Origin of the sequence: Nocardioides sp. cx-169 (assembly GCF_021083605.1) — a bacterium.
Classification (GTDB): domain Bacteria; phylum Actinomycetota; class Actinomycetes; order Propionibacteriales; family Nocardioidaceae; genus Nocardioides.
In genome coordinates this window covers 275,273-290,088 of the sequence record NZ_JAJNRO010000009.1, presented here as the reverse complement: position 1 = coordinate 290,088, position 14,816 = coordinate 275,273, and the positions used below count along the sequence as shown (strand labels likewise).

Here is a 14,816-nt window from a genome sequence, read left to right as displayed (position 1 = left end):
ACCAGCCAGCAGAACGGCCGTTTGATGCTCCTCGACACCGCCTCGATGTACTTCCGGGCCTTCTACGGCGTCCCGGAGATCACCGGGCCCGACGGGACGCCGGTCAACGCCGTGCGCGGACTGATGGACTTCATCTCCCGGCTCGTGGACCAGTACCGCCCCACCGACCTGGTCTGCTGCTGGGACAACGACTGGCGCCCGCAGTGGCGGGTGGACCTGCTGCCGTCGTACAAGGGGCACCGCGTCGTGGAGGAGGTAGCCACGGCTCCGGACGTCGAGGAGGTGCCCGACCCTCTCCAGGTGCAGGTGCCGATCATCTTGGAGGTCCTCGAGGCGTTCGGGATCCGGGTGATCGGTGCCGACGGCTACGAGGCCGACGACGTCATCGGCACCCTTGCGACGGCTGCCGGGCAGCCGGTGGACATCGTGACCGGCGACCGGGACCTCTTCCAGCTGGTCGACGACGACGCGGACGTGCGGGTGCTCTACATCGCCCGCGGCGTGGGCAACCACGAGCGGGTCACCAACGACTGGGTGCGCTCGAAGTACGGCGTCGACGCCCGCCAGTACGCCGACTTCGCGACCATGCGTGGCGACGCCTCCGACGGGCTGCCGGGGGTCCCCGGGGTCGGCGAGAAGACGGCCGCGACCCTGCTCGGCCGGTTCGGCGACATGGACGGCATCATCGCGGCCGCCCAGGACCCCACCAGCGACATGGGTCCCGGTCCGCGCGGCAAGATCAAGGCGGCCGCGGAGTACCTCGCGGTCGCGCCTCAGGTGGTCGCCGTCGCCCGGGACCTGCACCTCGAGCGAGGCGGCTGGGCGCTCCCCGCAAGCGCCGCCGACCCGGAGCGGGTGGCCGCCCTGGCGGCCCGGTACGGGCTGGAGAGCCCCACTCAGCGGCTGCTGGCGGTCCTGGCCGGCTGAGAGCCGCGCTGGCTCGCCGCCGTACGGTGGGGACATGTCCCGCATCGCCATCGTCGGGGGCCACGGAGCCGTGGCCCGACACCTGCTGACCGTCCTGCGTCGTGCCGAGCACACACCGGTAGCGCTCGTGCGCCGCGAGGAGTACCGCGAGGAGCTCGAGGGCCGCGGCGCCGAGGTGCACCTGCTCGACATCGAGCAGCAGGGCGCCGAGGCGTTCGCGGAGGCCTTCGAGGGGTGTGACGCGGTGGTCTTCGCAGCGGGTGGCGGCCCGGACGGCAACGTCGAGCGCAAGCGCACCGTCGACCTCGAGGGGTCGCTGAAGTCGATCCAGGGCGCGAAGCAGGCCGGCATCTCCCGGTTCGTGCAGGTCTCCGCCATCGGCGTCGACGAGCCGCTCCCCGCCGACACCGCCGAGGTCTGGGCGGCGTACGTCGTCGCCAAGCGCGACGCCGACGCAGCGCTGCGCGACAGCGGGCTGGCGTGGACCATCCTGCGCCCCGGACGCCTCACCGACGACCCGGCCACCGGCCTGGTCGCCCTCGGCCCCGAGGTCCCCCGCGGTGACGTCACCCGCGCCGACGTCGCCGCCGTCATCGCGGCCGTGCTCGACCACGACGCCTCCATCGGACACCAGTGGGAGCTCGTCAACGGCTCCACGCCCGTCCACGACGCCCTCGCCGCCGCCACCCGCTGACCCGTCGGGTCGCGGTTTGGTCACAAACCGCAGACCGGGGTGCTCGTCGCCTGCGGTTGGTGACCAATCCGCACGCCGGTAGCCGACCTAGCGTGGTCGGGCGTGCAGACGCGGTTTGGTCACAAACCGCGCCCTTCGGAGGCCCGCGCCTGCGGTTTGTGACCAAACCGCACGCCTACGGGCGGGCCGACCTCACTCGGCGAGGCCGGAGTAGGCGACGACACCGCGACGGAGGGCCCGAACCAGGTCGCGGGAGGTGGCGCGGAGCGGGGAGTCACCGGCGGCGTCGGCGACCTGACCGGCCAGGTCGAGCAGCTGCTTCATCCACCGCACGAAGTCGCCGGCAGCGAGCTCGGAGCCGCCGAGGACCTCGTCGAGGTCGTCGCCCTCGGCCCACCGGTAGGCGATCCAGGCGAAGCCGAGGTCGGGCTGGCGCAGGAAGTCGAGCTTGTGGGCGCGCTCGAGCTCGTCGAGCTCGGCCCACAGCCGCACCATCTCCGCGACCACGTCCTTGACCACCCCACCAGGCAGCCGGGGCGCGCTGGCGTCGTCGGGCCGACGAGCCTCGAACACCAGGGTCGAGAGCACCGCCGCCAGCTGGGACGGCGAGAGGTCGTCCCAGAGGCCGCGCCGCAGCGCCTCGGCGGCGACCAGGTCCATGTCGGAGTACAGGCGACGCAGGTGCCGGCCGCGGGGCGTCACGTCGTCCCCCTCGAGGTAGCCGAGCGACGTGAGCACCTCGCACACCCGGTCGAACTGGCGCGCGACGGTGTTGGTGCGCTGCTCGACGCGCCGGCGCAGCGTGGCGGCGTCGCGGTGCAGCTTGAACCACCGCTCAGCCCACCGGGCGTGGTCCTCGCGCTCGGGACAGGCGTGGCAGGGGTGCGCCTTGAGCTCGGCCCGCAGCGTGTCGATCTCGTCGACCACCGCCGGCGGCAGTCCGCCCCCGGCGCGCCGTCCGGTCGCGGACGGCGGCGGCGCGGTCAGGTCGTGGGTGCGCGATCGCAGCGCCGAGGCCAGGTCGCGGCGCATCTGCGGGTTGCGGGGGTTGAAGCTCTTCGGCACCTTGAGCCGGGTCAGCGCCGACACCGGGACCGGGAAGTCGATCATCGCCAGCCGGCGGGCCTGGCGGTCGGCGGTCACGACGTACGGACGCGGGCCGTCGGGCGAGTAGCCGGGGTCGACGACGACCGCGAAGCCGGCGAACTTGCCGGCCGGCACCTGGATGACGTCGCCCACCTTGAGCTCCGCGAGCGAGGCCAGCGCCTCCTCGCGCCGGTCCGAGCGCCGGGCCCGGCTGGCGTTCTTCTCGGCGTCGCTGATGGCGCGACGCAGCCCGGCGTACTCCATGAAGTCGCCCAGGTGGCAGGTGGCCGCCTCGACGTACCCGTCCAGCGCCTCCTCGGCCTTGCGCAGCTGCCGGGCCAGCCCGACGACGGCCTTGTCGGCCTGGAACTGCGCGAACGACTGCTCCAACAGCTCCCGGCTGCGCTCGCGGCCGAACTGGTGGACCAGGTTGACCGCCATGTTGTACGACGGTCGGAACGAGGACCGCAGCGGGTAGGTCCGGGTCGACGCCAGGCCGGCGACCTCGCGCGGGTTCATCCCCGGCTGCCACAGCACGACGCCGTGCCCCTCGACGTCCAGGCCGCGGCGGCCGGCGCGACCGGTGAGCTGGGTGTACTCCCCCGGCGTGATGTCGGCGTGCGTCTCGCCGTTCCACTTCGAGAGCTTCTCGATCACGACGGTGCGCGCGGGCATGTTGATGCCCAGCGCGAGGGTCTCGGTCGCGAAGACCACCTTGCACAGCCCGCGGACGTAGAGCTCCTCGACGCACTGCTTGAACGCCGGCAGCATCCCGGCGTGGTGGGCGGCGACGCCACGCGTGAGTCCGTCGAGGAAGTCGTGGTAGCCCAGGACGTGCAGGTCGTCCTCGGGAAGGTCGCGGCAGCTCGCCTCGACGAAGGCGAAGATCTCGTCGCGCTCCTCGCTAGTGGTCAGGCGCACCCCCGCGTTCAGGCACTGGGTCACCGCGGCGTCACAGCCCACCCGGCTGAAGATGAACACGATGGCCGGGAGCAGCCCCTCGCGGTCGAGCCGGTCGATGACGTCGGGGCGGCTGGGGATCCACACGCGGCGCCCGTTGCCGACCTGCCGAGGCCCGCCGGTGCGGCCGCCGCGGCCCCGTGGCGTACGGCGGTCCTTCATCCGCGCCGACGCCCAGTCGTCACGGGCGATCCGGTTGAGCTCGTCGTTGACCGGCGCCCCCTCCTTGACGAACCCGGCTGCCGCGTCGACGTCGGAGGAGGCGAACAGGTCGAGCAGCCGCCGGCCGACCATGACGTGCTGGTACAGCGGCACGGGGCGCCGCTCCTCGACGATCGTGGTCGTCTCCCCGCGCACGGTCGCGAGCCACTCGCCGAACTCCTCCGCGTTGGACACCGTCGCGGACAGGGAGACCAGCGCCACCGACTCCGGCAGGTGGATGATCACCTCCTCCCAGACGGCGCCGCGGGCGCGGTCGGCGAGGTAGTGGACCTCGTCCATCACCACGAAACCGAGGCCCAGCAGCGTCCGGGAGCCGGCGTACAGCATGTTGCGCAGGACCTCGGTGGTCATCACGACGATCGGCGCCTCGCCGTTGACGGTGTTGTCGCCGGTGAGTAGGCCGACCTGCTCGGTGCCGTAGCGCGCCACCAGGTCGTGATACTTCTGGTTCGACAGCGCCTTGATCGGGGTGGTGTAGAACGCCTTGCGGCCCGTGGCCAGGGCCAGGTGGATCGCAAACTCGCCGACGATCGTCTTGCCCGACCCGGTCGGCGCGGCGACCAGGACGCCGCGACCGTCCTCGATCTCGCGACAGGCGCGGTCCTGGAAGTCGTCCAGCGGGAAGTCGTAGTGCGCGGCGAAGTCGCGCAGCACGGGGTGCCGGCGGTCCTTGCGCTGGGCCGCGTAGCGCTCCGCCGGGCCGGACTCGGCCGCGGGCTGGGTGCGCGAGTGATCGGAGGTGGTCATGACAGCAGGCTCAGGGCTCCTGGGACGCTTTCGATGGTGAGGGGCAGCGGACCGAACCGCTCCCCGTCGGCGTACCCCACGATGCCAGGTGCCGCAACCGTGACCCGGCGGGCCCGGTGCCGCTCGTACTGCGGGTGGCTCGTGTGAGTGCCGGTGAACAGTCTCGGGTACGTGCGGACCAGCTCCAGCCGGCTGATCGGCTTGATGACGATCACGTCGAGCAGGTCGTCGTCGAGCAGCGCGCCCTCCGCGATCCGCAGGCCGCCGCCGAACGACGGGCCGTTGCCGATCGCGACCAGCATGGCGGGCAGCCGCAGGACCGTGCCGTCCAGGTCGAGGGTGTAGTCGAGCGGCCGAAAGGTACGCAGCTCCGCGAGGGTGGCCACGTTGTAGCGCATCTGCCCCCGGGGCCAGGTCATGCGGTTGGCTCGCTCGTTGACCACGGCGTCGAACCCCGCGGCCATGACGGTGACGTAGTAGCGCCCCTGGCACTGCGCGAGGTCCATCGTCATGGTCCGGCCGGTCACGACGCGGTCGGCCGCCGCGACGGGGTCGGCGGGCAGGTCGCCGTAGCGGGCGACGTCGTTGCCGGTCCCCGCCGGGATGATCCCCAGCGGGGTGCCGGTGCCGGCGACCGCCTGGATCCCGAGATTCGCCATGCCGTCCCCGCCCACCACCACCAGCGCGTCGACGCCCTCGGCGACCATCGCGTGGGCCAGGTCGAGGGTTTCGTCGGCGTCGCGCCCCTGCGCGGCCCGGACGTCGTGGCCACGGCGGCGAAGCCGTTCGAGGGCCGCGGCGCTGTGGCGTGCGCCCTTGCCCCTGCCGGACGTGGGGTTGGTGAGGAGCGCGATCACCCGGGTGCCGGCCACCCTCGGGAGCCTAGTGCGTGCGCACGGCTAACGGTGGCCGATCCGCAGGTGCACGGCGTAGCGCTCCGGCGGTGCCCCGACCGCCATCGCCAGGCGGGCCAGCGCCTCCAGGACGAGGTCGGCGTCGAAGGAGGTGCCGGGGACCAGCAGGGTGAGGCGACCGTCGTACGTCGCCAGGTGCAGCTGCCCGTGGCGCCAGCTCTGGTGGGCTCGCGAGCGCAACGGGGTCTCGGTGACCGGCTGTGGGTAGGCCTCGTCGACCGCCAGCAGGTCGCAGGGGAGCACGGGCGCCGCCTCGGGGCCGCTGCCGGTGAGGCGCCCGGCGACGAGGTGGCCCGTGCGCAGTCCGACGTCGGAGGACCAGGTGACCTCCCCCTCCCCCAGCCAGTCCGGCAGGTCGAAGGGGTCGACGTCGAGGACCGTGACGGCCGCGCTCACAGGACCGACGCCTCGTCGGGTGACAGCCCGGCGTTGGGGTCGCTCCTGGCCCGGCGGCGGTCGTTGTAGCGGGCAATCTGCTCGGCGAGGAGAAACAGGAGCACCATCGGGACGGCCATGAACGTCATCGTGAAGGGGTCGGCCGAGGGGGTGGCCACCGCCGCGAACACGAACACCCCGACGATGATCCAGGGCCGGTGAGCACCCAGCCCCTTGCCAGTCACGACGCCGGCGAGGTTGAGCAGCACCACGAACAGCGGGATCTCGAAGGCGATGCCGAAGACCAGCAGGGTCCGGCTGAAGAACGTGAGGTACTCGTTGAACTCGACCAGGTTGGTCAGCCCGTCCGGGGTGAAGCCGATCAGGATCTCCAGGCCCTTCGGCAGCGTGACGTAGCCGAGCAGCACGCCGGCGATGAACAGCGGCCCGGCAATGGCCGCGAAGATACGCGACCAGCGCTTCTCCTTGTCGTGCAGCCCGGGCAGGATGAACGCCCAGATCTGGTACAGCCAGAACGGGCTGGTGGCGACGACGGCTGCGAGCCCGCAGAGCTTGAGGTAGAGCATCAGGCCACCGCCCGCGCCGTTGGTCGTGGCCTCGGTGGCTCCGTTGGGCAGCGACTTCTGCGCCTGCAGGTAGGGGTCGTAGACCAGCTCGAACAGCGGGTCGAAGTAGACCAGGGCGACCGCGAGTCCGAGCAGGACGACCAGCGTCATCTTTAGGATCCGCGCACGCAGCTCCCGCAGGTGGTCGGACAGGGCCATCCGGCCGTCGGGGCCGACCGGGTGGACCGGTTTGCCCACGAACCACTGGACGACGCCGGAGATGGACACGCGGTGATGCTCTCAGGCCGCCGCGCGCTCAGACGTTGCGGGTGTCGGACTGCTCGGTGCTGGGCGGCTGCGGCTGAGAGACCTGGGGGCCGGCGGGGGGCGGGACGGGAGGCAGCTCGGCCGACGGGGTCACCGGCGGCGTGGTCGGGTCCTGCGCGTCGTCCTCGCGCAGCCCCTTGGTCTCGGCCTTGAAGATGCGCAGCGACTGGCCGGTGCTCCGGGCCAGAGCGGGGAGCTTGGCCGCACCGAAGACCAGGATGACGATGGCCAGGATGATGAGCCACTCGGCTCCAGCCGGCATGCCAATCAGCGGGTAGGACATCGGGACCTCATTCGTCGGGGGCGTGCGTCACTAGCCTACGCCGGGGGTGGCAGGTACAGGCGGAGGGCGTCGCTGGCCTCCGCCCGGAACGCCTCGCCGTAGGCCGCGGGGGCGACGACCTCCGCGTGCGGGGCCAGGCGCAGCAGCAACCGGGTCAACCAGCGCTCGTCGGCCACCTGGAGGTCCACCTCGAGGCCGCCGTCGTCCTGGGGACGCACCGCCTCCATCGGGTAGTACTCGGTCACCCAGTGCGCCTCGGGCCGCAGTCGCAGCGTCACCGGCGTGGTGTCGGAGGAGGAGGTGAACAGCCCGTCACCGAGGTCGCGTGGCTCGGTGTCCGGGCGGGAGACGGGCGTCTCGAGGGTCTCCGCCTGAGCGATCCGGTCCAGACGGAACAGGCGCGGGGCCTCCGCGCTGTGGCACCAGGCGTCGAGGTAGGCGAGGCCGCGGTGGGTGATGACGCCGTGCGGGTCGACCACGCGCACGGACTCCTCGTCGCGGGCCGGCACGTAGTAGGTCAGGCGGACCTGACGACCGAGGTCGGCCGCGGCGCGCAGCCGTACGGCGAGCAGCGCCTGGTCGGCGTCGGCGGCGTTGACGCCGGGGTCGATCTGCAGGGACGCGGAGGCCTCGGCGGCGGCCGCCTCCAGCTTGGCCAGCGCGCGGTCGACGACCTCCCGGGTGTCGTCCTTGGCGCCGCTGCGCAGGGCGCGCAGCGCCACGATGATCGCGCTCGCCTCGGTGGGGGTGAGGCGAAGCGGGCGGGCGAGGTAGTCGGCGTTGGAGACCCGGATGACCCCCGCCTCGAGGGCGTCGAGGTCGACGTCGATGAGGTCGTCGGGGTAGCCGCCCGGCAGCCCGCACATGAGCAGCACCTTCAGGTCCTTGACCAGCTGCTCCTCGGGGACCCCGAGCGCCGCCGCGGCGGTGTCGATGCGGACCTGACCGTGGGTGTGCAGGAACGGCACCAGCGTGAGCAGCCGGGCGACCTGGTCCTTGGCGCCGGACGGGCTGATGCTCATGCGGCACCCCCGACTGCGCTCAGGCGCGACACGACCGCGTCGCGCAGCTCGGCCGGCTCCTCGACGTACACGTCGGCACCGTAGCCGAGCAGCTCGTCGGCCAGCCCGGTCGCGGTGCGGGTGAGGACCAGGCGGTCCCACGACGTGCGGTCGTCGGGTCCGGTGACGCCGGGGGTCACCTCGTCGGCCTCCCGCCGCAGCGGCAGGCCGGCGCCGGCACGCGCGAGGACCACAGCGCGCTCGTGGCGCGGTGCCGGGGCCAGTCGGCGCGCGACCTCGCTGACGTCGGTGCCGGGCGGGACCTCGTAGGCGATGGCGGGACCGACCTTGCGAGCGCGGCCGCGCACCCGGGAGAGCCGGAACAGGCGCTCGGCGTCCCGGTCGAGGTCGTGCCCGACGACGTACCAGCGACCGGCGTAGCGCGCGACGCCCCAGGGGTGCAGGCGTCGCCGGGAGACCTCGCTCTGGCCGGACCGGACGTAGTCGAACTCGACGGCGCTGCGCTCCTGCACGGCCTCGAAGAACACGTCGAACGACGGCTCGTCCGCGCTGAGCCGAGGCTGGACGATGTCGAGCGCGGAGACGTCGAGCGGCACGCCCAGGGCGGTGAGCTTGCGCACGACCTCCGTGGTCGCCTCGGCGAGTCGAGCGTGCTCCCACACCTTGGTGGCCAGGCCGATGATCGCGGCCTCGTCGGGCTCGAGGGCGATGTCGGGCAGCGCGAACTCGTCGGGACGGATGCGGTAGCCGGGCTCGTCGGCGAAGAAGGCGTCCATCTGGCCGACCTCGATCGGCACCCCCAGGCTGCGCAGCTCCTCCTTGTCGCGCTCGAACATCTTCTCGAACGCGTCCGTGCTGGAGTCCGGGTAGAGCAGGCTGCGGATGCGCTCCTTGGGCACGAAGTGACGCTGGACGAGCAGCATGATGAGCAGGTTCAGCAGTCGCTCGCTCTTGCGCTCGTTCACGACGGGCAGGCTACTTGGCCGAGATGATGTCGACCACGAAGTACAGGGTGCTGTTGGCCGGGATGTTGGCCTGCTCCTGAGGGCCGTACCCGAGGCTCGGGGGGATCGCGAGCAGCACGCGGCTGCCGACCTTCACCCCGTCCAGGCCCTGGGTCCAGCCGCCGATGACCTCGGTCAGCTTGAACGTCGCGGGCTCCTTGGAGAAGCTCTCGTCGAAGGGCTTGGCGCCCTCGTAGACCGAGCCCAGGTAGTCGACGGTGAGCTCCATGTCCTTGGTGACCGGCTTGCCGGTGCCCTGCTTGACGATGGTGCGCAGCAGGTTGCCGTCGACGGACGGCTTGTCGATGCCGGAGAAGTCGAACCCGGTCGGCTGCCCGTCCTTCTCGACCAGCGCGGGCTGGCGGGCCGCCGAGACGTCCTTGAGCTGCGGCGTCCGCGGCGGCTTCATCAGGTCGAGGATGAGCAGCACGGTGTCCTTGTTGCCGATGCCCAGGCCGGGGTTGCCCATCTCGCCGAAGGCGTCCTTCGCCGACGACGTCACGGCCACGCGGGAGCCGATGGTCTGGCCGAGGAGAGCGTCCTTGAACGCGGCGGTGACCTCGTCGGACACCGGCACCGTCTCCGGCGCGCCGCTGTCGTAGGTGCTGTACGTCTTCTGCTGGGTGAAGCCGTTGCCGACCCAGTAGTTGACCGACACCTCGTCGCCCTCGGCGACCTCGGCGCCGTCGCCCTCGCTGAGGACCTCCATCTCGACCTCGTCGGCGACCAGCTTGTCCTTCCAGGTCACCTCGGGCTCCTCGCCGTACTCGCCGGAGATCTCCACCGCGGCGAGCCCCTCGAGCCCGTCAGCATCCTCCGCGGAGTCATCACCACACGCGGCGAGGACGGACAGCAGGAGCGCGGAGACGGCCAGGGTCGCGGCACGACGACGACGTGAGAGCAAGAGATTCACCTTCTGGAGCGGAGCATGACAGCGCGGTCACCCTACAAGCCGCGGCTGAGAGAACCCCAAGCCCCGGGGTCGCACGGGTACGCGGTTTGGTCACAAACCGCAGGCCCCGGCCACCACATGGCGCGGTTTGTGACCAAACCGCGGCCGCGCGGACGGCTCACATGCCGTCGATCAGCCGCTGCACCCGCTCGTCGTAGGCGCGGAAGGGGTCCTTGCACAGCACGGTGCGCTGGGCCTGGTCGTTGAGCTTGAGGTGCACCCAGTCGACGGTGAAGTCACGCCGACGCTCCTGGGCCTTGCGGATGAAGTCGCCGCGCAGCCGGGCGCGGGTGGTCTGCGGCGGGAGCGACTTGGCCTCGAAGATGCGCAGGTCGGTGGAGACCCGGGCGACGGCGCCGCGCTTCTCCAGCAGGTAGTAGAGCCCGCGGCCGCGATGGATGTCGTGGTAGGCCAGGTCCAGCTGGGCGATCCTGGGGTGGCCGAGCGGGAGCCCGTGCTTGGCGCGGTAGCGCTCGATGAGCTTCCACTTGATGACCCAGTCGATCTCCCGGTCGACCAGCCCCAGGTCGTCGGACTCGACAGCCTTGAGACCCCGCTCCCACAGGTCGAGGGCGCGTTCGATCAAGGGGGTGCTGATCTGACGACGATCCACGAAGTCGCGCGCCTTGGAGAGGTACTCACCCTGGATTTCCAGGGCGCTCGCCTCCCGACCGTTGGCGAGGCGGACCTTCCGGCGACCCGTCACGTCATGGGAGATCTCACGGATGGCGCGGATCGGGTTCTCCATCGTGAGGTCCCGCATGACCACGCCCTCCTCGATCATGCGCAGGACGAGGTCACAGGTGGCGACCTTCAGCATCGTCGTGGTCTCGCTCATGTTGGAGTCGCCGACGATGACGTGCAGCCGCCGGTACTTCTCGGCGTCCGCGTGCGGCTCGTCCCGGGTGTTGATGATGGGACGGCTCCGGGTGGTGGCGCTGCTGACGCCCTCCCAGATGTGCTCGGCACGCTGGGAGATCGAGTACGACGCGCCGCGCGGCGTCTGGGTGATCTTGCCCGCCCCGACGATGATCTGCCTGGTCACCAGGAAGGGGATCAGGATGTCGGCCAGTCGGCTGAACTCACCGGCGCGCCCGACCAGGTAGTTCTCGTGGCAGCCGTAGGAGTTGCCGGCGGAGTCGGTGTTGTTCTTGAACAGGTAGATCTCGCCCTGGATGCCCTCGTCGTGCAGCCGCTGCTCGGCGTCCAACAGCAGGCCCTCCAGGACCCGTTCCCCCGCCTTGTCGTGGGTCACGAGCTCGGCGATGTCGTCGCACTCCGGTGTCGCGTACTCCGGGTGACTCCCGACATCGAGGTACAGCCGCGCCCCGTTGCGCAGGAAGACGTTGCTCGAGCGGCCCCAGCTCACGACCTTGCGGAACAGGTACCGGGCGACCTCGTCCGGGCTGAGGCGTCGTTGACCCTTGAACGTGCACGTGACGCCGTACTCGTTCTCGATGCCGAAGATCCGCCGGTCCACACCTAAACCCTACGGTGCCCCTGCGCAGACGTCCGCACGTCTCCGGTGCGGCGCGGCCGCGGTTTGTGACCAAACCACGATCTCGGCGACGCCCTCAGGCGACCCGGGACCAGTCGATCACGCCGGTCGCGCGCTGCCAGCGCAGGAGCAGCCGCCTTCGACACGACGCAAAGTACATCGAGTTCTCGACCAGGACGCGCCACCTGGTCAACCGTGAGCTCTGGTGTCCGCGTCCCAGGGTGCGGTCGATCTCGTGCATGGTTGCCGCCGGGTGATTCAGCAGGTCGTCCAGGGTGAAGCCTCGGCGCGTGTACGTCGGCGCGAGGCCGCGTTCGCGCCTCAGATCGGTGCGCTGCTGCACCTGGCCGCGGTGGTGCTCCCCGTCGTACTCGTGCACCAGGCGCGTGCCCGAGACGAGCAGGTCGACGCGCCCCAGGAATCGGCCCGACTCGTCGATGATCCGGACCTGCGGCTCGACGGGCACCCCGATCGCCCGGTGGAAGAGCTGAAGGATCGTCTCCCCTGCCGACTCCGCCCTGCGGTCGGCCAGCAACCAGGCCGTGCGCAACTGGCGCACCCCCGGGCGACGGCTGCGGAGAAGGGCCTCCATGCGGTCCGGGTCTATGTCGGCGAGGCGCAAGGCCGAGTTGATCATGATGACCAGGTCCAGGACGCCCAGGTCGCGGGCGGCCCGGAGCAGGATCTCCTCCGCGCCCTCCACAGGGAGCCCGTGCCTCACCTCGGCCGGCGAGTCACCCACCAGCCGTGCGCACAGGAGTCCCGGTCGTCGAGGGCGGCGTTGCCCCGTGCGCACCGCGGCGAACACGGGCAGGTCGTCGGGCAGTCGCGGCAGTGCCCACCCCCGGAGCATGGCCCCCGTCAGGTGCGTGAGGACCGCTCCTGCGGGCAGCACCAGCAGCCAGGCAGCCAGGTCGAGCAAGAGCTCCGTCCAGGCGTCGCTGTCGGTGCTCGGTCGCTGCAGGCCGTGGCTGACCCGGCGCATCCCGGCAAGTCGCACCTCGCCCCTCGACGCACCTGCGGCCTTGATGGCCGCCGCCGCCACCTGCTCCACCGCCGCGCCGTTCGCCTGCTTCTCCGACATACCCTCCAGCCTGGGTCGCTCGAGTCGGTCTGAAACTCGCGCCGCCCCGCCTGTGGACGAGCGCCTGAGCGGGTGACGGCGCGACGCACCCCCTCGCGGTTTGGTCACAAACCCCTTGAGAGAGGCGCCCGCAGCTGCGGTTGGTGACCAAACCGTGGGGCGCGGCCACGGCGAGGTCAGAGCGGCGAGTTGGGCCCCGGAGCGGGTGGCGCGACGGGCGGCTCGGGGTCTTGGTCGGCCCCTCCTCCACTGGCCGGCTCACCGGTGAGCGGATCCTCCAGCGGAGCGACGTGACCGCTCGACTGGTCGGTGGGGTCGGCGGGGTCGTCGGGGCTGGCGTCGTTCGATGCCGGCCCCGCCTGGGTGTCCTCTGGGGAGGGGGCCCCGGGAGAGGAGGGTCCGCGCTCGCCGAGGAGCCCCTGGAGGCGCCCTGGAGCGAGCCGCACGAACTTGCGGGGCTGCGTTCGGGTGCGGTCCAAGATCGCGACTTCGAGGTCCTCGACGTCGATGACCCGGTCCTGGTCGGCCGTGTGTCCCAGGGCAGCGACGGCCAGCCGAACGACGTCCTGCAGGCTCGAGTCGGTGACGTAGTGCTCCCGGATGTAGGCCGCGACCACGTCGGAGGCCCCGCCCATGACGGCGAAGCCCTGCTCGTCGGCGACCTGTCCGTCATAGGTGAGCCGGAAGATCTGGTCGTCGGCGGCTGTGTCGCCGACCTCGGCGACGAAGATCTCCACCTCGTAGGGCTTCTCGCCGCCGCTGGAGAAGATCGTCCCGAGGGTCTGGGCGTAGGCGTTGGCGAGGCCGCGACCGGTGACGTCACGACGGTCGTAGGCATACCCGCGCATGTCCGCCAGGCGGACGCCGGCGATGCGCAGGTTCTCGAACTCGTTGTAGCGACCTACCGCGGCGAACGCGATGCGGTCATAGATCTCCGAGACCTTGTGCAGTGCCTGCGAGGGGTTCTCGGAGGCGAACAGGATGCCCTCGGCGTACTGCACGGTCACGACGGAGCGCCCGCGGGCGATGCCCTTGCGGGCGAAGTCCGCCCGGTCCTTCATCAGCTGCTCGGGCGAGACGTAGAAGGGCATGCTCATCGCTGGCCCCCCGTCGTACCGCCGGTCAACGGGGCGCCCGGTCCATCGGGTCGGATCATGCGGCCGGCGATGACACGGTCGGCGATCTGGGCCACGTCGTCGTCTAGCAGGCGGCGACCGCCGTCAGCGGTGATCACCCGGACCACAGGGAAGATCCTCCGCGCCATGTCGGGGCCGCCGGTGGCGGAGTCGTCGTCGGCGGCGTCGTACAGGGCCTGGATCACCGCGGTCACGCACTCCGTCTCGTCGAGGTCCTCGCGGTAGAGCTTCTTCAGCGACCCCTTGGCGAACAGTGAGCCCGAGCCCACCGAGTAGAACGCGGTCTCCTCGTAGCGCCCACCGGTCACGTCGTAGCTGAAGATCCGGCCCTGGCTGTGCCGCAGGTCGAACCCGGCGAACAGGGGTACGACGGCCAACCCCTGCATGGCCATCCCGAGGTTGGCCCGGATCAGGGCAGCGAGACGGTTGGCCTTGCCGTCCATCGACAGCGTGGTGCCCTCGATCTTCTCGTAGTGCTCGAGCTCGGTCTGGAACAGGCGCACCATCTCGACCGCGAGACCGGCGGTCCCAGCGATTCCCACGGCGGAGAACTCGTCAGCCGGGAAGACCTTCTCGATGTCGCGCTGGGCGATGATGTTGCCCATCGTGGCGCGGCGGTCCCCAGCCATGACTACGCCTCCAGGGAACGTCGCGGCGACGATGGTGGTCCCGTGAGGAGCCAGCTCACCGGCCTGCCCCTGGGGTAGCGCACGGCGGCTCGGCAGCAGCTCGGGCGACTCCGCCGCGAGGAAGTCGCTGAAAGATGAGATACCGGGCTGGAGGTACGAGGCCGGCAGGCGCGGATCGTTCACTGGCCACCCTTCTGGATGAACGACTTCACGAAGTCCTCGGCGTTGGACTCCAGCACCTCGTCGATCTCGTCGAGGATGGCGTCCACGTCGTCGTCGAGCGCTTCCTTGCGTTCGGCCACGTCGGTCTCCGGGGCGACCTCCGTCGCCTCCTCGGTCTCCGATGACTTGCGCGGTTGCTTCTGCTCCTGGGCCATGACTCGACCTTAT

15 protein-coding genes are annotated in these 14,816 nt (G+C 71.1%); 2 read left to right on the top strand and 13 right to left on the bottom strand.

Annotated features, from left to right (window positions below):
- Window positions 1-24: 24 nt before the first annotated feature.
- On the top strand, window positions 25-927 hold the full coding sequence (locus LRP67_RS14680; RefSeq protein ID WP_231271000.1) for a 5'-3' exonuclease: 903 nt from the start codon (window positions 25-27) through the stop codon (window positions 925-927).
- Window positions 928-961: 34 nt separating this feature from the next.
- Window positions 962-1,621 carry an NAD(P)H-binding protein gene (locus LRP67_RS14675; protein ID WP_231270904.1) on the top strand — a complete coding sequence of 220 codons (660 nt, stop codon included), beginning with the start codon at window positions 962-964 and terminating at the stop codon, window positions 1,619-1,621.
- A gap of 192 nt (window positions 1,622-1,813) precedes the next feature.
- Here LRP67_RS14675 and LRP67_RS14670 read toward each other — a convergent pair whose 3' ends face one another.
- From LRP67_RS14670 to LRP67_RS14610, 13 genes are all read right to left on the bottom strand, one after another.
- Window positions 1,814-4,636 (bottom strand): RNA helicase, encoded by a 2,823-nt coding sequence (locus LRP67_RS14670; RefSeq protein WP_231270903.1) that lies wholly within the window; start codon window positions 4,634-4,636, stop codon window positions 1,814-1,816.
- Window positions 4,633-5,508 (bottom strand): diacylglycerol kinase, encoded by an 876-nt coding sequence (locus LRP67_RS14665; protein ID WP_231270902.1) that lies wholly within the window; start codon window positions 5,506-5,508, stop codon window positions 4,633-4,635. The genes LRP67_RS14670 and LRP67_RS14665 overlap by 4 nt, the downstream gene beginning before the upstream one ends.
- 27 nt (window positions 5,509-5,535) lie before the next feature.
- Window positions 5,536-5,946: a hypothetical protein gene (locus tag LRP67_RS14660; protein WP_231270901.1), complete on the bottom strand. Its 411-nt coding sequence runs from the start codon at window positions 5,944-5,946 to the stop codon at window positions 5,536-5,538.
- The gene (tatC, locus tag LRP67_RS14655) at window positions 5,943-6,779 is read right to left on the bottom strand and encodes a twin-arginine translocase subunit TatC (RefSeq protein ID WP_231270900.1); all 837 of its coding nucleotides are present in this window, start codon (window positions 6,777-6,779) and stop codon (window positions 5,943-5,945) included. Before tatC ends, LRP67_RS14660 begins: the two co-directional genes overlap by 4 nt.
- 28 nt (window positions 6,780-6,807) lie before the next feature.
- On the bottom strand, window positions 6,808-7,101 hold the full coding sequence (locus tag LRP67_RS14650) for a Sec-independent protein translocase subunit TatA (protein ID WP_231270899.1): 294 nt from the start codon (window positions 7,099-7,101) through the stop codon (window positions 6,808-6,810).
- A gap of 35 nt (window positions 7,102-7,136) precedes the next feature.
- On the bottom strand, window positions 7,137-8,123 hold the full coding sequence (locus tag LRP67_RS14645; protein WP_231270898.1) for a YafY family protein: 987 nt from the start codon (window positions 8,121-8,123) through the stop codon (window positions 7,137-7,139).
- Window positions 8,120-9,088 (bottom strand): YafY family protein, encoded by a 969-nt coding sequence (locus tag LRP67_RS14640; protein WP_231270897.1) that lies wholly within the window; start codon window positions 9,086-9,088, stop codon window positions 8,120-8,122. The genes LRP67_RS14645 and LRP67_RS14640 overlap by 4 nt, the downstream gene beginning before the upstream one ends.
- A 10-nt stretch (window positions 9,089-9,098) precedes the next feature.
- Window positions 9,099-10,031: an FKBP-type peptidyl-prolyl cis-trans isomerase gene (locus LRP67_RS14635; protein WP_231270896.1), complete on the bottom strand. Its 933-nt coding sequence runs from the start codon at window positions 10,029-10,031 to the stop codon at window positions 9,099-9,101.
- 166 nt (window positions 10,032-10,197) lie between these two features.
- Complete coding sequence (gene pafA / locus LRP67_RS14630; protein ID WP_231270895.1) at window positions 10,198-11,559, bottom strand: Pup--protein ligase; 1,362 nt, start codon at window positions 11,557-11,559, stop codon at window positions 10,198-10,200.
- Between the two features lie 94 nt (window positions 11,560-11,653).
- A complete protein-coding gene (locus LRP67_RS14625) occupies window positions 11,654-12,661 on the bottom strand; it encodes a hypothetical protein (protein WP_231270894.1) in 1,008 nt (335 codons plus the stop codon).
- Window positions 12,662-12,837: 176 nt separating this feature from the next.
- The gene (prcA, locus tag LRP67_RS14620) at window positions 12,838-13,758 is read right to left on the bottom strand and encodes a proteasome subunit alpha (protein ID WP_231270893.1); all 921 of its coding nucleotides are present in this window, start codon (window positions 13,756-13,758) and stop codon (window positions 12,838-12,840) included.
- The gene (prcB, locus tag LRP67_RS14615) at window positions 13,755-14,609 is read right to left on the bottom strand and encodes a proteasome subunit beta (RefSeq protein ID WP_231270892.1); all 855 of its coding nucleotides are present in this window, start codon (window positions 14,607-14,609) and stop codon (window positions 13,755-13,757) included. Before prcB ends, prcA begins: the two co-directional genes overlap by 4 nt.
- Window positions 14,606-14,803 (bottom strand): ubiquitin-like protein Pup, encoded by a 198-nt coding sequence (locus LRP67_RS14610; protein WP_231270891.1) that lies wholly within the window; start codon window positions 14,801-14,803, stop codon window positions 14,606-14,608. The genes prcB and LRP67_RS14610 overlap by 4 nt, the downstream gene beginning before the upstream one ends.
- Between the last annotated feature and the right edge of the window lie 13 nt (window positions 14,804-14,816).

Coding starts and splice junctions, on each gene's coding strand:
- LRP67_RS14680 (WP_231271000.1), top strand. CDS start 25: ATGCTCCTCGACACCGCCTCGATGTACTTCCGGGCCTTCTACGGCGTC.
- LRP67_RS14675 (WP_231270904.1), top strand. CDS start 962: ATGTCCCGCATCGCCATCGTCGGGGGCCACGGAGCCGTGGCCCGACAC.
- LRP67_RS14670 (WP_231270903.1), bottom strand. CDS start 4,636: ATGACCACCTCCGATCACTCGCGCACCCAGCCCGCGGCCGAGTCCGGC.
- LRP67_RS14650 (WP_231270899.1), bottom strand. CDS start 7,101: ATGTCCTACCCGCTGATTGGCATGCCGGCTGGAGCCGAGTGGCTCATC.
- LRP67_RS14645 (WP_231270898.1), bottom strand. CDS start 8,123: ATGAGCATCAGCCCGTCCGGCGCCAAGGACCAGGTCGCCCGGCTGCTC.
- LRP67_RS14625 (WP_231270894.1), bottom strand. CDS start 12,661: ATGTCGGAGAAGCAGGCGAACGGCGCGGCGGTGGAGCAGGTGGCGGCG.
- prcA (WP_231270893.1), bottom strand. CDS start 13,758: ATGAGCATGCCCTTCTACGTCTCGCCCGAGCAGCTGATGAAGGACCGG.
- LRP67_RS14610 (WP_231270891.1), bottom strand. CDS start 14,803: ATGGCCCAGGAGCAGAAGCAACCGCGCAAGTCATCGGAGACCGAGGAG.